This is a genomic window from Labrenzia sp. THAF35, assembly GCF_009363595.1.
Classification (GTDB): domain Bacteria; phylum Pseudomonadota; class Alphaproteobacteria; order Rhizobiales; family Stappiaceae; genus Roseibium; species Roseibium algicola.
Genome location: NZ_CP045380.1, coordinates 1,869,853 through 1,890,569, shown reverse-complemented (window position 1 = coordinate 1,890,569; position 20,717 = coordinate 1,869,853). Strand labels below are relative to the sequence as shown.

Here is a 20,717-nt window from a genome sequence, read left to right as displayed (position 1 = left end):
TCAGGCCGAGACGGGAATATCGAGGACGAGAATGCCGTCGATCCCGCCGATGACATTGGCGACCAACTTGGCGCCGAGCGCCTTGTGGTCCGGATGGGTCTGGTAGGCTTCCAGTGCCTCCCAGCTTTCGAAATCGACGGTGAAACCGTGCATGTAGCCCCGTTCGATCTGTTCCGGGCTTTCGCTGCGGCCCGAAACGATCTCGCCGATGCCGGACACCTGATCGCGGATGCTTCTGAGTTCCTGAAACAGGCTTTCGATCAGCTCTTCGGCAACGTCCGGCTGAAACTTGATGAGAACGATATGGCGGATCATGACAGCGCCCCGTGATCTTGGCGGATCATGTCGGAGGCTTTCTCGCCGATCATGATGGCCGCGGCATTGGTGTTGGATGAGATGACCGTCGGCATGATCGAGGCATCGACCACACGTAACCCCTCGATACCGTTGAACCTCAGGCGCGGATCGACCACGGCCTTGTCGTCGGAGCCCATGCGGCAGGTACCTGCCGGGTGATGGGAGGTCTTGGAGTGTTCGCAGATGAAGCGGAAGTAGTCTTCGTCGGTCTTCACTCCTGGCCCCGGCAAGTGCTCGGCCTTGATGAAGGGCTTCAGCGGTGCCTGCGCCAGAATTTCCTGCGTCAGCTTCAGACCCCGGATCGACATTTCCCGGTCCTGGCTGTCCTGCAGGTAATTCGGGTCGATTAACGGAGCATCTGCGGGATTGGAGCTCTTCAGGCGCACGCTGCCCCTTGAGCGCGGACGAAGATAACAGGAGTTGAGCGTCACGCCGCCGTCCGGCATGGCGGCAACGCCGGATTCGATCCCCGTCCCCAGACCCAGATGGAACTGAAGGTCCGGCGAACGCGCATCGGGGTTCGCGTACCAGAACCCGCCCGTCTCGAACAGGCTGGAGGACACCGGCCCGCGCCGGGTGAGCAGATATTGAAGGCCGGCCAGCACAGAGAGATGCGGCTTGGCATAGCGGTCGTAGGTATGCGGGCCACTGACTTCGCAAATGCAGTAAAGGTCTAGATGGTCCTGCAGGTTGGAACCGACCTCAGGCTGGTCATAGGCGATATCGATGCCGAGCTTTCTGAGTTCGTCCGCGGGACCGATGCCGGAAAGCTGAAGCAGACGGGGCGAGCCGATGGAGCCGGACGACAGAATGACTTCAGAGCCCGCCGTCAGCCGGGTGCCGTCGATAAGTTCGACACCGGTCGCCTTGCCGCCTTCCACCACGATACGGCGCACCTGGGCACCGGTCTTGATGTGGAGATTGGGCCTGCCCTTGTTGGGCGCCAGATACGCCATCGCGGAGGAAGACCGGCGGGCATTGCGCTGTGTCAGCTGGTAGTAGGCAACACCGTCCTGCTTCTCGCCGGTCACGTCCTCGTTTTTCGGAATGCCGAGCGCAGCAGCAGCTTCGAAATAGGCTTCGCAGATCGGCAGCGGGGCACAGGGCCTGGAAACGCCGAGCGGGCCGCCCTTGCCGTGGTAGCGGTTGTCGTAGGTGTCGTTGTCCTCGGCCTTGCGGTAGTAGGGCAGAACATCTTCATAGCCCCAGCCCTCGCAGCCCATCTGACGCCACTCGTCATAATCGAGCGCATTGCCGCGGGTATAGATCTGCGCATTGATGGCCGAACCGCCGCCAATCACCTTGGCCTGGGTATAGCGGAACACCCGATTCTGCATGTGTTTTTGCGGCACCGTGTGCCAGCCCCAGGAGCCGATCCCCTTGGTCATTTTCGCAAAGCCGGCAGGCAGGTGATAGAACGGATGCCAGTCGCGCCCGCCTGCTTCCAGCAGCAGCACGGAAACGTCCGGGTTCTCGGTTAAACGCGCGGCAACAACCGAGCCGGCGCTGCCACCACCGATGATGATGAAGTCGTAGCTTGTATTCATCTGAAGTCTCTCAGAACAACTCGCTCTAAAGCCGGGGGATCGACAGTCCGCCGTCCACCGCGAAAGTCGAACCGGTTGCAAAGGCCATTTGGCCATCGGCAATCGGCACGATGATTGAGCCGATATCGGCGGGCTGCCCCCACCTGGCAGCAGGCACCAGACCGCCTTCGATCCGGGCCGTGTATTTGTCTTTCACTCCGGCGGTCATGCCGGTTTCGATAATGCCTGGCCTTAGCTCGAAGACACCGATGCCATACGGCGCAAGCCGGACGGCGAAAAGCTCCGCCATCATGGCGGCGCCTGCTTTCGACAGGCAGTATTCCGCCCTTTCGATCGACACCATCTCCGCACTTACGGAGGTGATGAAACTCATCGAGCGATAGCTGTCTGACGGCTGATTCAGCATGCGTCTCGCCACTTCCTGCGCCAGGAAGAAGGCCCCGCGCAGGTTGACACCCATGACGAAGTCGAAACTGTCGGGCGCCAGATCCAGCATGTCGCCCCGGATCCTGGCCGGAACGCCCGCGTTGGAAACAAAAGCCGTCACCGGCCCGAGATCCGCCTCCACCCGGTCGAGCAGCGTCTTGCAATGGTCGATGTCCAGAAGGTCATGCCGGAAATAGCGGCCCTTGCCACCCAGGCTGTTCAGGGCTTCGACCACCTCCGGTGCGTACGCTTCTTCCTGAGCGGCGATGGCAACCGTGTAACCGGCCTCCGCAAGAGCCTTCGAAATGCCGAGACCGATGCCGCGCTGGCCGCCGGTAACAAGTGCGATCCTGTTCATGCCGCCAGGTCCTTCTTGATCGTTTCGGCGGCGCGCAGTGCCAATGCCGCGACCGTGAGGGCCGGATTGACGGCAGCCGAGGTAGGCAGCGCTCCCGCATCGGCCACAAACAGATTCGGATGATCCCAGGACCGGCAGTCCGGATTGAGCACGGAGTTAGCCGGATCATCGCCCATGCGCACCGTGCCGCACTGATGCGAGGGCACCCTGCCGTCGAACAGCCGCGACAGCACCAGCGGGAAACCGGCCTCGCGCAGGGTCTTGCGGGTCTTCTCGACCAGCTTCCTGTGCGCCGTCATGTTGGACCGCTGCCAGATGAGCTGGATCTTGCCGTCCTTCAGGACAACCCGGCTTTCAGGATCGGGCAGATCCTCGGAAATCAGATAGAGATCAAGGGCATGCCCGGAAATCCAGCGCGCAGCGAATTTCGGCAACTGCGGCACCTGGATCTTCAGGATATCCGGCGTTACCCGCCCCAGCAGCTGGACGTTGCCCAATGGCTTGCCGTCTTCGCCGTCATCGAGATACCAGTCATTCAGGCCGAAGGTCTTCTGATAGACGGAAGTATTCCGGAACCGCGGATCAATGGCGATCATCGCCGTCGCATTGTGGTTCATGAAACAACGGCCGACATAGTCCGAGAGGTTGGCTACGCCGGACCGCAACAAGAGCGCCGCGGACTGGACAGCACCCGCACACAGGGCAACGACCCCCGGTGTCAGGCAGATCTCTTCACCGTCCTTGCTGTAGTGGACTTCATCGATACGGCCGGACTTGTAGCCCGTCCGGAGCGCGGTGACTTCGGCACCGGTGACAAGGGTGACGTTGTCATGAGCCATTGCGGCTTCCAGCGCACAGGTTTCCGCATCCATCTTGCCGCATCTGAGGTCGGGGTAACCATCCCAGCCGGTGTGCCCGGCATCCAGCCAGCGGTCGATATCAACCCCCAGCGGCAGGCTGAACGGGCGAACGCCCGCCTGCTCAAGGCGCCGCCGGGCAATCCGGATGGCTTCCTCGTCCGGGATGGGCGGAAACGGATAAGGCCTGCCATGCGGCGGTTCAGTCGGATCGGAGGCGGTATCGCCTCGAACCTGGAAAAGCTGTTCGGCGGCGTCATACCAGGGCGACAGCTCGTCATAGGCAATCGGCCAGGCAGGTGAAACACCGTCATAATGCTCCAGCGCGCTGAAGTCCTCTTCCCGGTAACGGATCAGCACCGCGCCGTAGAGCTTCGAGTTGCCACCGACATTGTAGTAGTTGCCGGGCTCGAACGGATTACCCTGTCCGTCGAGCCAGGTTTCCGGTGCCCGGAAGGCGCTGTTGGTATAGATGCGCCAGGGGTCCCGGGCCGGAGCATCGTCCGGTATCCGGTATCCCCGTTCCAGAATCGTGATCTTGGCCCCGGTCGGAGCAAGGCCCGCGGCAAGAGAAGCTCCCCCCATTCCGCTGCCAATGATCACAATGTCGGGCGCCGTATTCATGGGTCAGGCGATCCGCTTTTCGGTCTTCGGGTCGAAAGCGACCGCCTTTTCCATGTTGAAGGCAAACGGGAACACTTCTCCCGCCTTCACGGCAACGTCGGCACGGAAGCGGCCGGTCACGTCCTTGCCGCCGATCTGGCTGACGACGAACGTGTCGGAACCTGCCGGCTCGGTGACTTCCACCGGAGCATCGACGATGTGAACCGCCTTGGAATTGCGGTCGGCACCATCCTTGTCGGTAATGGCTTCCGGCCGAATGCCGAGGATGATGTCCTTGCCGATGCTGGAAGAGAGCGCGTCGGAGGCAAACGGAATGGCCGCCGTCTTGCCGTCTGCCAGCGAGACTTCCGCAGCCGGCCTGCCGTCCGCCGAGACCACCTTGGCCGGGAACAGGTTCATGGAAGGCGATCCCATGAAGCCCGCCACGAACATGTTGGCCGGATTGTCGTAGATCTCTTTCGGCGTGCCCAGCTGCTGGACATAGCCACCGAACATGACAGCGATCCGGGTCGACAGCGTCAGTGCCTCGATCTGGTCATGGGTCACATAGACAATTGTCGTGCCGAGCTTCTGGTGCAGCTTCTTGATTTCCGTGCGCATGTCGACGCGCAGCTTTGCATCCAGGTTGGACAGCGGCTCGTCGAACAGGAACACGTCCGGCTCGCGCACCAGTGCACGCCCCATGGCGACACGCTGGCGCTGACCACCGGAAAGCTGGCCCGGCTTGCGGTCGAGCAGATGGCTGATCTGAAGGAGATCGGCCACCTGGCCGATCCGCTTTTCGCGTTCCGGCTTCGCAATGCCGTGCATTTCCATGCCGAAGGAGATGTTCCCGGCAACGGTCATGTTCGGGTAAAGTGCGTAGGACTGGAACACCATCGCAATGTTGCGGTCCGCCGGCTTGACGCCGTTCATGCTCTTGCCTTTGATCGCGATCTCGCCGGAGGTGATGTCCTCCAGGCCGGCAATCATGTTGAGCAGGGTGGACTTGCCGCAGCCGGACGGGCCGACGAGCACGAGGAACTCGCCCTCTTCGATGGAGATGTCGGTTTCATGCAGGACCCGCAAGGATCCATAAGACTTGGTCGCCTGCTTGATGTCGAGAAAGCCCATTGTCTTATCCTTTTACTGAGCCTGCCATCAGACCACGCACGAAGTAGCGGCCCGCGACGATGTAGACGAGAAGGGTTGGCAGCGCGGCCATGATCGCGCCGGCGAAATGCACGTTGTATTCCTTCACCCCGGTGGAGGATTGCACCAGGTTGTTGAGGGCAACGGTCATCGGCTGGCTGTCGAAATCGGAGAAGGACGCGCCGAACAAGAAGTCGTTCCAGATGTTGGTGAACTGCCAGATGATGCAGACCACCGCGATCGGACCGGACGACGGCAGCAGGATGCGCCAGAAGATCCGGAAGAAACCGGCACCGTCGATCTGCGCCGCCCGGACAAGCTCTGTCGGAAAGGCCGCATAGTAGTTGCGGAAATAGAGCGTCGAGAAGCCGATCCCGTAGACGAAGTGTACGAAGATCAGACCCGGCACCGTGCCGGCGATGCCCATCAGACCCAGCATGCGAGCCATCGGGATCAGCACCATCTGGAACGGAATGAAGCAACCGAACAACAGCAGGCCGAACAGGATGGTCGCACCGCGGAACGTCCACTTGGTGAGCACGTACCCATTCAGCGCGCCGACCAGCGTCGACAGGGCGACCGCCGGAACGACCATGATGATGGAGTTGAGGAAATAGGGCCGCAGACCCGTTGCCTCAACGCCCACCTGGGCACTCGACCAGGCGCTTTGCCAGGGAGCGATGGTCCACTCCTGCGGCAGCGCCATCATCCCGCCCGAAGTGATTTCGGTCAGCGGCTTCAGCGAGTTGACCACCATCACGTACAGCGGCAGCAGGTAGTAGATGCAGAACAGCGCGAGCAGCAGATACAGGATCACCCGGGCCGGACGCAGGGAGGAAGACTTGGACATCGTCGACATCACTTTTTCTCCCTGAGCTCTGACCAGAGGTAGGGCACGATGATCGCGGCGATCGTCATCAGCATGATCACGGCGGAAGACGCACCGATGCCCATCTGGTTACGGGTGAATGTGTAGGAATACATGAAGGTTGCCGGCACTTCGGTTGCGGTGCCCGGTCCGCCGCCTGTCAGGGCGATCACCAGGTCGTAGGACTTGATCGCCATATGGGCGAGCACCACGAAGGCCGACATGAAGGCAGGACGAAGCTGCGGGATCACGATCCGGCGATAAAGCGCGAACGTGGAAGCACCGTCGATCTGGGCAGCTTTCATCATCTCGCTGTCGATACCGCGCAGGCCCGCAAGGAACATCGCCATGACGAAGCCCGAGGTCTGCCAGACCGCCGCGATCACGATGGTGTAGATCGCGAAATCCCGGTCCTTGATCCAGTTGAAGGTAAAGGTTTCCCAGCCCCAGCCGCGCACGACGGCCTCGATACCGATGCCCGGGTCGAGGAACCATTTCCAGGCAATTCCGGTCACGATGAAGCTGAGCGCCATCGGATAGAGGTAGATCGTGCGGATGAAGCCTTCTGCGCGGATCTTCTGATCGAGAAGGATCGCCAGCAGCAGACCCAGGACGCAGCAGATGGTGATGTAGAGAACGCCGAAAACCACAAGGTTCCAAACGGCCGTATCCCACGCACGGATCTTGAAGAGATTTTCATAATTCTGCCAGCCGACCCAGCCGAAGGTGGGCAGAATACGGCTGTCCGTGAAAGACAGGTAAAGCGTGAAGGCGATGAAGCCGTAAACGAAGATTGCCACGATGGCGATCGTCGGGCTGAGCACGAGTTTGGGCAAAGCATCACGCAGTCTGTCAACAACGGAACCGCGCGGGTTCGCCGTTTCAGAGAGAGACATCTTGAGTTCCCCGACCTAGAGCACTTTTGCCGGCGTTCCAGCGAACGCGCGCGGCAGCTCTGAGACTTTGGTTCCGGCCGGCTCCAGGCGGTTGCTTGCAACCGCGAGACGGTCCGCCGAACCGGTGGGAGAGCGGTGACGGATCACCGCTCTCCGCGCGGTCGTTACTTGTTGATCTGAACGGCGGTAACGAGTTCTGCAACAGCGGTTTCGCTGTCGTATTCCCCGTTGAAATGCGCCGTGATCACGTCATACATGGCGTTCTTGACGGCAGCCGGGTTGGCGTGACCATGCGCCATGGAGCCGTAGAGGTTGCCGCTGTCGGCAGCCTTTTTCAGATCCACCATGCCCTTCTTGCCGCAGGCGTCAAAGTCATCGTTCGGCACGTCGGTCCGGGCCGGAACGGAGCCTTTGACGACGTTGAACGCGGACTGGAAGCTCGGTGACAGGATGGCGGTTGCCAGGGCAGCCTGCTCCTTGCCGACTTCCGGACCCTGCGCGAACATCGCGAACTGGTCGGCGTTGAAGGTCACCTGGTCCTGGGTGCCCGGGAAGCGGAAGCAGAGGAAGTCTTCATCCGGCTTCTTGCCGGCATTCAGGAATTCACCCTTCGCCCAGTCGCCCATCATCTGGAAGGCTGCATCGCCATTGATGACCATGGCGGTCGCAAGGTTCCAGTCACGACCGGAGAAGTTGTCATCCACATAGGAGCGGATCACGGCCATGCGGTCGAACGATTCCTTCATGGTGTCGGAGCCGAGCGCTTCCTCGTCCAGGTCGATGAAGGCCTTCTGGTAGAACTCGGGACCACCGGTCGCCATCACGACTGCGTCGAAGATGGTCGCGTCCTGCCAGGCCTGACCGCCGTGCGCGATCGCGGTCTTGCCGGATGCCTTGACCTTTTCCAGAGCGGCAACGAATTCGTCCCAGTTCTGCGGCGGCTCGATACCAAGCTCGTCGAGGATGGCCTTGTTCGCCCAGACCCAGTTGGTGGAGTGGACGTTCACCGGAGCGGAGACCCACTTGCCGTCATACTTGGAGAATTTCTGCAGGGCTTCCGGAACCACGTCGTCCCAGCCTTCCATGCCGGCCAGGATGTTCAGGTCGGCAAGTGCGCCTTCCTTGGCCCAGTCGGTGATGTCGAAGCCGAGCATCTGTACGGCGGTGGGCGGGTTGCCGGAGGTAACGCGTGCGCGCAGCACGGTCATGGCCTGGGTACCGCCGCCACCTGCAACCGGCATGTCCTGCCAGCCGATGCCCTGGCTTTCCAGGTCCTGCTTCAGAACGTTCAGAGCAGCAGCTTCACCGCCGGAAGTCCACCAGTGCAGAACTTCAACATCGGCGGCGGACGCCAGGCTTGTGCTCATTGCAAGGGCGGCGAGGCCCAGCTTCAGAGATTTCAAAGACATCGATATTCCTCCCATAAGGTGCCTAAAGGCGTTTCGAGTGCCGGAGCCCGGCATTCGAGTGTCACGCAACGTTTATTGTAACGTTGCAAACCGGAGTGGTGTCAACGATTTTCATCACTCCCGAAAAACAAAGAGTTTCGTTTGTCTTACATACTATTAAGGCGGATGTTTCGGTGCTGCAGTGCAGCACATTATAGTGTTGTAACGTTACAAAAGCCCTGATTAGACTTGGCTTGCTTTTTGAGCTAGAAGGCTTCGGCTGAAGTGAACGGGCATGACGCGAAAAACCTTTGAACCCAACAGCGGTCGCGCCGCCGAAAAGCTGCCGCGTCCCACCTTGCGCACGGTGGCGCAGGAGGCAGGCTTCGCGGTGACCACGGTTTCCCGCGCCCTTGCCGGAGACCCCAGGATCGCGGAGACGACGCGCGAACGCGTTTCCGAAGTTGCCCGGCGTCTCGGCTACGTTCCCAATCGCGCGGCACAGCGCCTGCGCACCGGCCGCACCAAGGTTATCAGCCTTCTCCTGAACACACGGCACGAGTTTCTCAGCTTCACATCCGAGTTTCTCGGCGGCATGTCCGAAGGCCTTGCCGGAACCGGCTACGCGATCACCATTACAGCAGACGGTCTTGCCGACGACCGGCTTGAGGCAATCCGCAACATCCGCAGGCACTCGCTGGCAGATGCCATTGTCTTTACCCGCACCGAGTGCTTTGACGAGCGGGTCCGCTACCTGCTGGAGCACGACTTCCCCTTTGCCACCCATGGCCGGACGGACTTCACCACGCCCCACCCTTACGTCGACTTCGACAACGAGGTTTTCGCTCGCATGGCCGTGGAGCGACTGGTTGCAAAGGGGCGCAAACACATTTGCATGGTCATGCCGAACGAACGCTACACCTTCGGTCAGCACCTTCGGTTCGGCGCCCGCCAGGCAGCCATTTCCCATGGCGTTCAATTGACGGTTCCCGATCGCGTTGACCTCGACAGCGAGCCCGACGAGATCGCAGCGACCCTGCGCTCCCTCCATGCCGGCCCCAACGCGCCCGACGGTTATGTCTGCGTCGGTGAGGTCATGGCCCTGGTCACCCTGGCCTATCTCAACGACATCGGTCTGACACCCGGTATGGAAATCGACGTCGTCGCCAAGCGCGCCTCGCCCATTTCCAATCATTTCCGCCCGAGAATCGAGACCATCGACGAGGACCTGCGCGCCACTGGCAGAGCCATGGCCAAGGTTCTTCTCGCGAGGATCGACGGCGCTCCCATGGAGGATATGCAGATCCTCCTGAAGCCCGAAGGCGCCTTCTCGATTTCGGACTAGCCTGCTCATCACGCCACCCAGGGTGCCCGGGTCTTGCCGATGCGCATGGTCACGGTCTTGGCTTCCAGGAACTCGTCCAGTCCGTATTTGCCAAGTTCCCTGCCCTGGCCGCTTTCCTTCACGCCGCCGAAGGGCAATTCCGCAAAACCATCCATCCAGGTGTTGGTCCACACCGTGCCCGCATGCGCCCGGCGGGCGAATTCCAGACAGGTGTGAACATTCTCGCTCCACACACCGGCGGACAGACCGTAGTCGGCATCGTTGACGAGATCGATCGCCTCATCCAGCGTCTTGAAAGTCAGCACCGAAAGCACCGGCCCGAATACTTCTTCGCGGGCGATCGGCATATCGCTTTTTACATCCGCAACGATCGTCGGCTGGTAGAACTGTCCGGCAAGGCCGGGAACCGTCAGGGCTTCCCCACCCAGGTGGACAGTCGCTCCGGCGTCCGCGGCATCGCGCACATATTTGTCGATTTTGCTCTGGTGGTCGGGCGTGATGATCGCGCCGACCTTGGTCGATGGGTCCAGAGGATCGCCGAAGGGCACCTTCCGCGACAGATCCACTGTCGCCTTCAGGAACGCCTCGGCGATGTCTTCGTGCACAATGATCCGGGATCCGGAGTTGCAGCATTCGCCGGCATTGAAATAGACGCCGAAGACAACCGCGTCGACGGCGCTTTCGAGGTCGGCATCCGGAAAGATGACCTGCGGGTTCTTGCCACCAAGTTCCAGCGAGACCTTCTTCAAGGTTCCGGCCGCCGCCTTGACGATGGCCTTGCCGACGCCGGTCGAGCCGGTGAAGGTGACCATGTCGACACGCTTGTCGGCGGTCATCGCCGTGCCAACCGGATCGCCATAGCCAAGGACGATGTTGACGACCCCGGCCGGAATACCGGCTTCGATGCACAGTTCACCCAGAATGACCGTCGTTGCCGGGGTCATTTCGGAAGGTTTGATAACCGCGGTGCAGCCGGCAGCAAGCGCGAAAGGCAGTTTTTGCGACACGATCAGGAACGGAAAGTTCCACGGTGTAATGATGGAGACGACACCGACCGGCTCCTTGAGAACCAGGCCGAGCATGTCGCTGCCGAGTGAATTGTAGCTTTCGCCGTGCATGGTGCGCGCCAGCGAAGCGGCAAAGCGCCAGATATCGGACGCGCCTTCGATTTCCGCCATGGCCTGGCTGATCGGCTTGCCGGATTCCAGCGTTTCCCAATAAGCGATCCGCTCCCGTTCCCGGTCGATCAGATCGGCGATCTTCAAGAGAAGCGTTGCCCGCTCCTTGCCGCTGGTGCGCGACCAGCGTCCCTTGTCGAAAGCAAGCCGCGCGGCGGAAACCGCCGCATCAACATCACGGGCACCGCCCTTCGCCGCCTTCGTGACAACGCTGCCATGGGACGGAGACACACGATCGAAGGTGGACCCGTCAGCACTCTGACGCCAGTCGCCATCGATCAGGTGACGGGCGACGAAGGGTTCGGCCGGGAGTTTTGCTTCGCTGATGGAAACGACGTTCAGGTCACTCATGACTTAACTTCCAGGAACTTCGGTTTGCGCTTTTCACGGAAGGCGGTAACGCCCTCGTTGCGATCTTCTGTCGGACTGATCATGCCGGAGCCGAGCGCCTCGATCATGGCACTGCGATCTTCACCCACGGCGGCATGGATCATGTATTTGGCCACTTCCACGGCCCGGGACGATTTGTCGGCCAGCTTCTCGGCCATCTCGAACGCAGCTGAAGCCGGATCGTCGGATATCTCGGCTGCAAAGCCCGCCGCATAGGCACGTTCTGCGGAAATGCGCCGGCCGAACAGGGCCATTTCCTTCACCATCGGCTCACCCAGCAAACGGATCAACCGCTGCGTGCCGGACCAGCCCGGTACGATGCCGACGGATGCTTCCGGCAGCGCCAGCGTCGCCCTTGGCGCCATCACGCGGATATCGGCGGTCGCTGCAAACTCCAGTCCGCCACCAAAGGCGTGCGCGCCAAGTGCAGCCACCGTCGGCTTGGAAAGCCGCGCCAGCCGGTCAAAAACCCGGTGCCCTTCGCGCACCCAGTGACGGGCAAAGTCGTAAGGCGACAGCTCGGACCATTCGAGAATGTCCGCGCCGGCACAAAAGGCCTTGCTCTCCTCCGCTGTAATCACCACCGCAAGGATCGACGCATCGCGCTCCAGCTCATCGCAAAAGGTCTCAACCGCCTTCAGCATGTCGAGCGTGAACGCATTCAGCTTGGCCGGATTGTCCAGCTTCAGCTCGGCAATTGCCCCATGACGGATGAAATGCAGCGCGCTCACAGGCTCAGCTCCATCGCCCCTCTGGACAGAAGCGCTTTCGGCATCTCGACCAGATCGTTTGCGAGCCGCACCCGGCCCTTGGAAGCATCGACGATGTCACGTGCCGGATCGATGCCCGGCATGATCTCGGTCGCCACCAGGCCTGCATCGGTCAGGTGGATAACGCAGCGCTCGGTCACATAGATGACGTCCTGGCCGAGTTCCTTCGCCCTGCGGCCGGAGAAAGTGACATGCTCGACCTCGTCCACCATCTTGGTGAACTTGCCCGGCGTCCGCACCTTCAGCGCATCCTCCGTCAGTTCGAGATCGGCACCCGCCTCGAAAAGACCCGAGAACACGATCTTGCGCGCGTTCGCCGTGATGTCGACAAACCCGCCACAACCTGCGGTCAGATAGGGCTTCTTGCCAAGCTTGGAGACATTGACGTTGCCATCCAGGTCGATCTCCAGGAAGGACAGGAAGGAGACATCGAAACCGCCCCCCTGGAAGTAGGTAAACTGCTGCGGCGACGGCATGTAAGCATCGGCGTTGGAGGCGCAGCCGAAAGCAAAACCCGTCAGCGGCATGCCGCCGGTCGCACCTTGCTCGATCGCCCAGGTGACGGCCTGTTCCTGACCGGCTTCCAGCAGCACGCGTGGCACCATCGCCGAAATGCCGAAGCCGAGGTTTGCCGTCTGGCCGGACTTGAGTTCCATTGCTGCCCGGCGGGCGACAACCTTCTCGATGCCGTGCTCGGCAAGCGAGAAGCTGGACCATGGCCGCATGATCTCGCCCGAGATCGCCGGGTCGTAACCGGTTTCCGTGGTCTGGCGCTGGTCCGGATCGACAACGATGAGATCGACCAGATGACCGGGCACACGGACATCGTGCGGACGCAGCGAGCCCGAGGCCGTCACACGCTTCACCTGCGCGATCACCAGGCCGCCGTGATTGCGCACGGCAATCGCCTGCTCCAGGCCGCCGAGATAGGCGCCTTCGTGTTCGTAGGTGAGGTTGCCGCGTTCATCCGCAGTCGTTGCCCGAATGATGGCGACATCCGGCACGATATTCGGAAAATGCAGCCAGGTTTCGCCGCCAAGCTCCAGCCGGGACACGATGGGCCGGTCTGCCGCAACATCGTTCATGGCACAGCCCTGACGGATCGGGTCGACGAAGGTGTCCAGCCCGACCTTGGTCATGACGCCCGGGCGGCGGGCCGCAACATCCCTGTGCATGTCGAACAGGATGCCGGAAGGCACGTTGTAGGCAGCTACCCGGTTCTCCACCAGCATCTGCCAGATCGCCGGCATCGGCAGGTTGGACGGACCGGAGGGGTAGGACCCTGCAATGATGGTCGACAGCAGACCGTCCTTGGCAAGGTGGTCGATCCCCTTGATGCCGTACATGTCGCCGGCGGCAATGGGATGGAGCGTCGTGAGGTTTCTCGGGTGCCCTTCACTATCGAACCTTGTGCCAATGGCCTCAAGGATCTTGTCCGGGCACCCGAGACCGGAGGAAGAGGAAACGGTGATGACCGCGCCGTCCTGAATGCGGGCGGCGGCATCCGCCATGGAAACGATCTTGGAGGTCATGTTCAGAAGCCTCCATAGTTGACGGCAACGGCCTTGCCGGACTGCGCGGCCTCACGCACGGCAAGGGCGACCGCCAGCGACTTGACCCCGTCGACACCATCGGCAGAAGGACGCCCCTTGCCGTTGACCGCATCGGCAAAGAGACCGAGCGCGCGGTGGTAGAGGTTATGCTTGTCGTAGGAGATCTCGTGTTCGCCATCCGCATCGACCAGACGAACCGCTCCGACAGGTTCCTGGGTCATGACGTTGCGGGCGAAGATCGACCCATCCGTGCCATGAAACTCGATGCCGGTTCCCGCAAATTTATGCGTGAAGCTTTCATGCGACTGCACCATGGCACCCGACGGCATCGACCAGACGGACATCACGCTGTCCTCGACCCCTTCTCCGAGGCCTGAGGCTGCTGCCTTGGCAACGACTTCCTGCGGATCTTCACCCAGGTGGAAGCGCATGGTGTCCGCGTCATGCACGGTGATATCGGGAATGACGCCGCCACCGGCAGCCGCATCGTTGATGCGCCAGCCGCGCAACGCGTCCGGCAGGTTGACCGCGTGGAAGACGCGCGCGCTCAACACCTTGCCGATGCGGCCGGAAGCGATCAGCTCGCGGATGGCCAGATGAGACCCGGCATTGCGCAAATGATGATTGGTCGCAAAGACCACACCCTTGCCGGCGGCAGTGCGAACCATTTCACCGGCCTCATCCAGGGTCATGGCCAGCGGTTTTTCGCACAGCACATGCTTGCCGGCAGCGATCGCGGCCAGCGCCTGCGCATGGTGCTTTTCGTTGGTGGTGGAAATATAGACCGCGTCGACACTGTCATCCGCAAGGAGCGCATCCAGATCCGTGAAGCTGTCGGCAATACCATGCTCACGGGCATACGCCTCGCCGCGGGCCGCATCCGAACTCAGGACGGACTGAATGTCGGCATTCTGCGAGCGGATGGCATCGATCATGTAACTCGACGCAATTCGGCTTGCACCGATAAGGGCCCAACGCATCCATTCCTCCCGAATAACTCTTAATTTTGGAACGTTCCAATTTCTTGATCGGAACAATTACTGGAACGTTCCAAATGAGTCAAGAGTGGAATTTTGCAAGGACGTGAAATTGGAGAGACAGACGAGATCGATGATCGAGTTAGACAACAATCAGCAACACGTTCGCATTGCTCAAAGTCTCCAGACATCTCCGCCTTATCAACGGCTTAAGGCAGCTAGGCTGTCGCCGGCTCAGCACTGCATCAGAAATTGCCCCCACTTCCCCCCCCTGCGTCACCCCGGGCGAGCATCGCGAGACCCGGGGCCCACTCATTTCCAGAGCGTTCGCAAGGTGCAGCAACCATCAAGACGATGACATCGGCTTCAGCAAGCGGCTTCGCGAGTAGGCCCCGGATCTGCGCTTCGCTTGTCCGGGGTGACTCAGGTGGTGAGGTGGTTCCGAATACGGTGAACTTGGAAACGTTCCCCAGGTGGATGGTCAGCACCTCAGGAAACGACCTCGATGCGTGGAGTGACTTCCCCGGCTTCTTCCACGTCTTGCGGAAACCGCAATTCGACGGTCGTGCCCTTGCCCGGCTCGGAGAAGATATTTGCCGTGCCGCCGCTTTGGCGAACGAAGCCATAGACGACAGCGAGGCCCAGCCCCGCGCCGCCCTCGCTGGTCTTGGTGGTGAAATAGGGCTCGAAGGCCTTGTCGACCTCTTCCCGGCTCATGCCGATGCCCGTGTCCCGGACGGCAACCACGACCGCGTCCCCGTTTGAAAATGTGGCAACCTGCACTTCGCCGCCGTCGGGCATCGCCGCTGCCGAATTCAGGCAGAGATTGAGTACCGATTGCTCGAACAGTTCCGGATCCAGCACCAGCGGTGGCAAGCTGTCGTCCAGATCCAGTTTCAGACTGCATTTCTCGCCAATGGCGATTTCCAGGATGTCCGCCATGCCGCGCAGCAACGAGGACATACCGATGCGGCTGAGGTTGGCAGGTTGCTGACGGCCGATTGTCAACATGCTGCTGGCAAGCGACCGACCTCGATCCGCCGCCTTGCGAATGCGGGCAATGTTGCGGGCCTGACGGTCACTGAAGCCGCCGTCCCGCTCCAGCAGTCCGAGGCTTCCGGTAATGATGCCGATGGTGTTGCCGACCTCGTGGCTGAGCTGATGCGTCAGGCGCATGATGCCGTCAAGCCTTTGGGCCTTGGCCGCCTCCGCTTCCTGCCGGTCCAGCAAGGTCACATCCCGGGCGAGCAGCACGACACCGTCATCGCTTTGCCGCGACAGCGAGATTTCCGTCACCGACCCGTTCTCGGAACGATGACGTACGGAAAAGGGGGCGCTCAAGGGTCTGCCGTCGGGCGCACCCGGAAGCAGTTCGGTCCGGATTTCCGGGACCGGCTCCAGAAACTGGACAAGCGGCAGCTTGCGGGCAGCACCCTTGTGACCCAGCAATTCGATGACCCGCCGGTTCATGGTGACCGGTTTGCCGGCAGCATCGAAGATGGCAATGCCCTCATTCATGCTGCGGAAGGTGGAACGGATTGTCCTGGCAGCGGCCTCCGCCGTGCGCCGCAGACGTGTGACCCGGTCAACGCTTTCCTTGAAGGCGAGAAAGGCCTGTTGCAGGTTCAGGAGCTCGGTTTCATCGCCCTGATAGACCGGCGGACCGACATCCTTCTGCCCCTTGGCAAGGGCGTTCATGCCGCTGGACAGCGAAACGATGCCTTTCGATACCCGGATGACCGAACGGATCGACATCACCGCCATGGTCAGCACCAGCAGTGACGCCACGGCAACGATCACCAGAAGCTGCTGCAGGGTGGCCGAAGTCGACTGGAAATCCCGGTTGAGGGTTTCCGTCACGATGCCCGACTGGGTTTCCGTCGCAAGGGACAGCTCCCGCGCCACCGTGTGCAGTCTGGCAATTGCGCTGCGCACGGCGAACATTTCCAGGAGATAGCTGGTCTGCGCCTCGAAAACCCGCTCATAGGGCCTGAGGTCTGACGGCGGCAATGAGGCCGCGGCCGGCTCCGCCACATAGCGCCGCTTCAATTCACCCAGCTGAAACAGGCTGCCCGCACTCGACACGGAATGCACGATGGCATTGAGGCGCTGGCGAGGTTCCTTCTGGCTGGCGGTGTCGGCAACGGCGATCATGCCGAGCGCGGAGGAGACTTCTTCCTTGTAGTGCTGGGCGGTTTCGGCCTTGGCAGACAGCGCGAGCGTCTGCGCACGGATCTGCCCGAGCAGTTCGAAGATCCGCGTGTTGGCGGCCCTATAGGTCTCCTTGCCCGGCGGATAGTCAGGGAGCGAACTCAACAACTGGTCGACCTGCTCCACCAGCAGCCGGCTCTTGCCAGAGACGGTGTAGGGCGAGGTCGCATTCATCAGGAAAGGCGCACTGGAGACGAGGTCAGACACCTGCCGCGAGACCAGCGCGGCATCAGCCAGACTGGTGAAGGCCTGCAGCCCGTAAGCGGCGGTTTCCTCACGCGCCTTCAAAAGCCCGTAGATCGCGATGGCCGACAGCGTGAAGGCGACGGCGCAGATCAGCGCGATGGCGGCAGGCAGCCTGAAGGCAATGGAAGAAAGAACCGGCCGGCTGATCATTTAAGGTGCATGGGCTGGATCCTGATGCAGGATGTAGCCCTTCCCCCGGCGGGTCTTGATATGTTGCGGCAGGTCCGGGTTTCGCTCGATCTTGCGGCGAAGCCGCAGGACCAGAACATCGACGTTGCGATCGATCAGCCGGTCTGTTTCCGCGCCCAGCTGTTCCAGGATCTTGGTCCGGCTCACCGGTTCGTTCGGCGTCGATGCCAGGATCTCCAGCAGGGAAAATTCCGACGACGTCAGCGTCCGGGTCGGGTGAGACGTGCAGACGGCCTTGCGATTGACGAGATCGATCACCCAGTCGCCCAGAAGCAGCGCGGTCGGCTCGTGCTGAACGCTGATGGTGTCCTTGTCGCTGCCGCGCAGGGACGGATGCATCCGCCGGAGCACCGCCTTGATCCGGGCGGTGAGTTCAATCGGCTCGAACGGCTTGACCACATAATCGTCGGCGGCGGTTTCAAGGCCAAGCACCCGCTCTGCGGCGCTACCGGCGGCCGTCACCATGACAATGCCGATATCGGTCTGCGACCGCAGCTTCTGCGCAAACACCCGGCCGGACATGCCCGGCAGGTTATGATCGACCAGAACCAGATGAAAGGCATGCTCCGGCAGGATCCGCGCAGCTTCTTCCGCCGAGCGCGCGGCAACCGGCGACCAGCCTTCGGCTTCCAGAAGATCCGATATCAGTTCCGCCATATCCTGATCGTCCTCCACGATCAGGATCTTGATGCCTTCGTTCAGCAAACCTATGTCCTCCCGAGTGACATCATAGGCATAGAGCCGTGTTATGCAAAGCCTTGGTTTTTCAATTGCTTGTCACATTTGTAAGGCTTGTAATATTTGTAACTCTTTTCTTTTGCCAGCGAAACAACAGTAACCAATCTCCTGTTGCGAACACTGCCTCTTCTGCCATGGTAATAGCTGTCCGGGGCCTGGTTCCGGACTGGGAGGAAACATGAAATTCATCGCGTCACTCGGAGCGGGTGCGGCCGTATGGCTGTCGCTGTCGCTCAACGCTGCTTCGGCGCAGGACCTGAATGTCCTGTGTGCCGTGCAGGTCGAGTGGTGCCAGATGATGGAGGCTGTCTTCGAGGAAAAGACCGGCCTTGATGTTTCCATGGAACGCAGAAGCACCGGCGAGATCCTCGACAGGGTCCGGGCCGAGCGCGCCGCACCAAAGATCGACGTTTGGTGGGGCGGCACCGGTGACACCCACTTGCAAGCAGCAGGCGAAGACCTGCTTGAACCCTACCAGCCGAAAAACTTCGAGGACACGCTGCCCTGGGCGCAGAATTTCTTTCTGATGTCAGGCGGCAAGGCGGCAGGCATTTATGCGGGCGCACTCGGGTTTGGCTACAATTCCGACTTTCTGGCTGAGTATGGCGTTGCCGCTCCGTCCTGCTGGAAAGACCTGACCGCACCGCGGTACAAGGGCCTTGTTCAGATGCCCAATCCGAATTCCTCGGGAACCGCCTACACGATGCTGGCAACGCTCGTTCAGCTGCTGGGGGAAGACGAGGCTTTCGAATATCTGGCGGCGCTTGCGATAAACATCGACCGGTTCACCACTTCGGGCGCAGCACCGGTTCAGGCAGCCGCCCGTGGTGAGACAGGCATCGGCATCTCCTTCATCCACGACGCGGTGACGCAGAAACTTGCCGGCGCGCCCATGGTCATCGTCGCTCCTTGCGAAGGCACCGGCTACGAGATCGGCGCCGTCAGCATCGTCAAGGGCGCCAGGAACCCCGAGGCTGCCCGCCTGTTCGTCGATTTTGCGCTGAGCCCGGAAGGACAGGAAACCTGCGCGGCCTCAGGACAGAATCAGATACCCGCAAACGCGAAAGCGTCGCTGCCACCGGCAGCCCCCGATATTTCACTCATTCGCATGGTCGACTACGACTTCGCCACCTTCGGTTCACCTGACCAGAGGCGAAGACTGCTTGACCGTTTCGACAAGGAGGTGCTGCAGACGGCAACCCCTGTAGCCACCCAGTAAAGGACGAGATTGACCCTTCGCCAGCGAAGGAAAAATCCGGAGTTCGTCATTTGAAATTCGACCGGCAACGGACCCGTGGAGGCGGATCCGAACGGGCAAGCTTTGCCTCATGCCGGTCAACACATCAGCCCCCGGGCTGAAACAAACGCCTGCCCGTCCGGGCAGGTAACAGGCTGAAAGCCAAAAGTGGAGGAAACCATGTCTTTGAAATCACTTTCCGTCGCACTGCTTGCAACGGCAGCAACCTACTCGGTTGCTCCGGCCATGGCAGCGGGCGACCTCAATGTCATCTGTTCGGCGGATGTCGTGATCTGTGAACAGCTGCAGGGCGACTTCGAAGCCAAGCATGACATCAAGGTCAACATGGTGCGCCTGTCGTCAGGCGAAAGCTACGCAAAGATTCGCGCCGAATCCCGCAATCCGAAGACCGATATCTGGTGGGGCGGCACCGGCGACCCGCATCTTCAGGCAGCTTCTGAAAACCTGACCCAGGAATACAAGTCGGAAAAGCTCGCAGACCTTCATGAGTGGGCTCAGAAACAGGCGGAAAGCTCCGGCTTCAAGACCGTTGGCGTTTATGCCGGCGCTCTCGGCTGGGGTTACAACACCGAAATCTTCAAGGACAAGGGTCTTGCCGAACCCGCCTGCTGGGCAGACCTCCTGAAACCTGAGCTGAAAGCTGAAATCCAGGTCGCCAACCCGAATTCTTCCGGCACCGCCTATACAGCGCTTGCTTCCCTGGTTCAGATCATGGGCGAAGACGAGGCCTTCGACTATCTGAAGGAACTCAACAACAACGTGTCCCAGTACACCAAGTCGGGTTCTGCACCGGTGAAGGCCGCTGCCCGCGGCGAAACCGGCCTCGGGATCGTCTTCATGCATGACGCCATTGCACAGGCTGCTTCCGGCTTCCCGGTCAAGGCAATCGCACCGTGCGAAGGTACCGGGTATGAAATCGGCTCCATGTCCATCGTCAAGGGTGCCCGCAACCTCGACAATGCGAAGGTCTGGTACGACTGGGCCCTGTCCCCGGAAGTTCAGTCCCGCATGAAAGAGGCAAAGTCCTTCCAGCTGCCGTCCAACAAGGCTGCCGAAGTTCCGCCGGAAGCACCGAAGTTCGAAGACATCAAGCTGATCGACTACGACTTCACCACCTACGGCAACCCGGATACCCGCAAGAGCCTCCTGGAGCGTTGGGACCGTGAGATTGGCGCTATCGCCAACTGACCCCAACACCCGAAGAAGTCCGCACACGGCTGCCTAAAAGCCGGGTGCGGGCTTCGCCCGGACAGACTGCGCAGCAAGGCGGACGTACGTTCGCTGAAAGCTGCCGCCACAAGCATCTGACACGTCGATGGCAGTGCCGCGGCACGTCCGCACTTCCGGCCGGCTTCGCCAGCGCATCGCAATAGCCATGCGGCGGGGTACGACCGTTATTGAAAAACCATA

At 61.0% G+C, this 20,717-nt stretch carries 17 protein-coding genes; 3 read left to right on the top strand and 14 right to left on the bottom strand.

The genetic code is table 11. The annotated features are described in order from the left end of the window. From FIU93_RS08760 to FIU93_RS08725, 8 genes are all read right to left on the bottom strand, one after another. Entirely contained in the window at window positions 1-315 is a 315-nt protein-coding gene (locus FIU93_RS08760; protein ID WP_152505381.1) for a Dabb family protein, read from the bottom strand. Beyond that, the gene (locus FIU93_RS08755) at window positions 312-1,904 is read right to left on the bottom strand and encodes a GMC family oxidoreductase N-terminal domain-containing protein (RefSeq protein WP_152505380.1); all 1,593 of its coding nucleotides are present in this window, start codon (window positions 1,902-1,904) and stop codon (window positions 312-314) included. Before FIU93_RS08755 ends, FIU93_RS08760 begins: the two co-directional genes overlap by 4 nt. Window positions 1,905-1,929: 25 nt before the next feature. Further along, on the bottom strand, window positions 1,930-2,688 hold the full coding sequence (locus tag FIU93_RS08750; RefSeq protein WP_152505379.1) for a 3-ketoacyl-ACP reductase: 759 nt from the start codon (window positions 2,686-2,688) through the stop codon (window positions 1,930-1,932). Next, a complete protein-coding gene (locus tag FIU93_RS08745; protein WP_152505378.1) occupies window positions 2,685-4,169 on the bottom strand; it encodes a GMC family oxidoreductase in 1,485 nt (494 codons plus the stop codon). Before FIU93_RS08745 ends, FIU93_RS08750 begins: the two co-directional genes overlap by 4 nt. A 3-nt stretch (window positions 4,170-4,172) precedes the next feature. Continuing rightward, window positions 4,173-5,282: a sn-glycerol-3-phosphate ABC transporter ATP-binding protein UgpC gene (ugpC, locus tag FIU93_RS08740; protein WP_055659653.1), complete on the bottom strand. Its 1,110-nt coding sequence runs from the start codon at window positions 5,280-5,282 to the stop codon at window positions 4,173-4,175. 4 nt (window positions 5,283-5,286) lie between these two features. Then, window positions 5,287-6,159, bottom strand: coding sequence for a carbohydrate ABC transporter permease (locus FIU93_RS08735; protein WP_023002938.1), 873 nt, complete (start codon window positions 6,157-6,159; stop codon window positions 5,287-5,289). Then, a complete protein-coding gene (locus FIU93_RS08730) occupies window positions 6,159-7,064 on the bottom strand; it encodes a sugar ABC transporter permease (RefSeq protein WP_023002937.1) in 906 nt (301 codons plus the stop codon). Before FIU93_RS08730 ends, FIU93_RS08735 begins: the two co-directional genes overlap by 1 nt. Before the next feature lie 164 nt (window positions 7,065-7,228). Then, the gene (locus FIU93_RS08725) at window positions 7,229-8,431 is read right to left on the bottom strand and encodes an ABC transporter substrate-binding protein (protein ID WP_228148126.1); all 1,203 of its coding nucleotides are present in this window, start codon (window positions 8,429-8,431) and stop codon (window positions 7,229-7,231) included. Window positions 8,432-8,747: 316 nt separating this feature from the next. Here FIU93_RS08725 and FIU93_RS08720 point away from each other — a divergent pair, with 316 nt between their 5' ends. Continuing rightward, the gene (locus FIU93_RS08720; RefSeq protein ID WP_152505377.1) at window positions 8,748-9,797 is read left to right on the top strand and encodes a substrate-binding domain-containing protein; all 1,050 of its coding nucleotides are present in this window, start codon (window positions 8,748-8,750) and stop codon (window positions 9,795-9,797) included. A gap of 8 nt (window positions 9,798-9,805) precedes the next feature. On the opposite strand, the gene FIU93_RS08715 is transcribed toward FIU93_RS08720, so the two are convergent. The 6 genes from FIU93_RS08715 to FIU93_RS08690 form a co-directional block, all read right to left on the bottom strand. After that, complete coding sequence (locus FIU93_RS08715) at window positions 9,806-11,326, bottom strand: aldehyde dehydrogenase family protein (protein WP_209010317.1); 1,521 nt, start codon at window positions 11,324-11,326, stop codon at window positions 9,806-9,808. Continuing rightward, entirely contained in the window at window positions 11,323-12,096 is a 774-nt protein-coding gene (locus tag FIU93_RS08710) for an enoyl-CoA hydratase/isomerase family protein (RefSeq protein WP_152505376.1), read from the bottom strand. Before FIU93_RS08710 ends, FIU93_RS08715 begins: the two co-directional genes overlap by 4 nt. Then, entirely contained in the window at window positions 12,093-13,667 is a 1,575-nt protein-coding gene (locus FIU93_RS08705) for a CoA-transferase (RefSeq protein WP_023002932.1), read from the bottom strand. Before FIU93_RS08705 ends, FIU93_RS08710 begins: the two co-directional genes overlap by 4 nt. Window positions 13,668-13,669: 2 nt before the next feature. Further along, a complete protein-coding gene (locus tag FIU93_RS08700) occupies window positions 13,670-14,668 on the bottom strand; it encodes a Gfo/Idh/MocA family oxidoreductase (RefSeq protein WP_152505375.1) in 999 nt (332 codons plus the stop codon). 486 nt (window positions 14,669-15,154) lie between these two features. Then, window positions 15,155-17,272 carry an ATP-binding protein gene (locus tag FIU93_RS08695; protein ID WP_023002929.1) on the bottom strand — a complete coding sequence of 706 codons (2,118 nt, stop codon included), beginning with the start codon at window positions 17,270-17,272 and terminating at the stop codon, window positions 15,155-15,157. Beyond that, the gene (locus FIU93_RS08690; protein WP_023002928.1) at window positions 17,273-18,016 is read right to left on the bottom strand and encodes a response regulator transcription factor; all 744 of its coding nucleotides are present in this window, start codon (window positions 18,014-18,016) and stop codon (window positions 17,273-17,275) included. Window positions 18,017-18,227: 211 nt separating this feature from the next. Between FIU93_RS08690 and FIU93_RS08685 the strand changes: the two genes are divergently transcribed. Beyond that, window positions 18,228-19,268 carry an ABC transporter substrate-binding protein gene (locus FIU93_RS08685; RefSeq protein WP_152505374.1) on the top strand — a complete coding sequence of 347 codons (1,041 nt, stop codon included), beginning with the start codon at window positions 18,228-18,230 and terminating at the stop codon, window positions 19,266-19,268. A 198-nt stretch (window positions 19,269-19,466) separates the two neighbouring features. After that, window positions 19,467-20,495: an ABC transporter substrate-binding protein gene (locus FIU93_RS08680; protein ID WP_031270233.1), complete on the top strand. Its 1,029-nt coding sequence runs from the start codon at window positions 19,467-19,469 to the stop codon at window positions 20,493-20,495. Window positions 20,496-20,717 lie beyond the last annotated feature (222 nt).

Coding starts and splice junctions, on each gene's coding strand:
- FIU93_RS08745 (WP_152505378.1), bottom strand. CDS start 4,169: ATGAATACGGCGCCCGACATTGTGATCATTGGCAGCGGAATGGGGGGA.
- FIU93_RS08750 (WP_152505379.1), bottom strand. CDS start 2,688: ATGAACAGGATCGCACTTGTTACCGGCGGCCAGCGCGGCATCGGTCTC.
- FIU93_RS08685 (WP_152505374.1), top strand. CDS start 18,228: ATGAAATTCATCGCGTCACTCGGAGCGGGTGCGGCCGTATGGCTGTCG.
- ugpC (WP_055659653.1), bottom strand. CDS start 5,282: ATGGGCTTTCTCGACATCAAGCAGGCGACCAAGTCTTATGGATCCTTG.
- FIU93_RS08680 (WP_031270233.1), top strand. CDS start 19,467: ATGTCTTTGAAATCACTTTCCGTCGCACTGCTTGCAACGGCAGCAACC.
- FIU93_RS08715 (WP_209010317.1), bottom strand. CDS start 11,326: ATGAGTGACCTGAACGTCGTTTCCATCAGCGAAGCAAAACTCCCGGCC.
- FIU93_RS08725 (WP_228148126.1), bottom strand. CDS start 8,431: ATGAGCACAAGCCTGGCGTCCGCCGCCGATGTTGAAGTTCTGCACTGG.
- FIU93_RS08695 (WP_023002929.1), bottom strand. CDS start 17,272: ATGATCAGCCGGCCGGTTCTTTCTTCCATTGCCTTCAGGCTGCCTGCC.
- FIU93_RS08705 (WP_023002932.1), bottom strand. CDS start 13,667: ATGACCTCCAAGATCGTTTCCATGGCGGATGCCGCCGCCCGCATTCAG.
- FIU93_RS08700 (WP_152505375.1), bottom strand. CDS start 14,668: ATGCGTTGGGCCCTTATCGGTGCAAGCCGAATTGCGTCGAGTTACATG.
- FIU93_RS08735 (WP_023002938.1), bottom strand. CDS start 6,159: ATGTCGACGATGTCCAAGTCTTCCTCCCTGCGTCCGGCCCGGGTGATC.
- FIU93_RS08760 (WP_152505381.1), bottom strand. CDS start 315: ATGATCCGCCATATCGTTCTCATCAAGTTTCAGCCGGACGTTGCCGAA.
- FIU93_RS08755 (WP_152505380.1), bottom strand. CDS start 1,904: ATGAATACAAGCTACGACTTCATCATCATCGGTGGTGGCAGCGCCGGC.
- FIU93_RS08730 (WP_023002937.1), bottom strand. CDS start 7,064: ATGTCTCTCTCTGAAACGGCGAACCCGCGCGGTTCCGTTGTTGACAGA.
- FIU93_RS08720 (WP_152505377.1), top strand. CDS start 8,748: ATGACGCGAAAAACCTTTGAACCCAACAGCGGTCGCGCCGCCGAAAAG.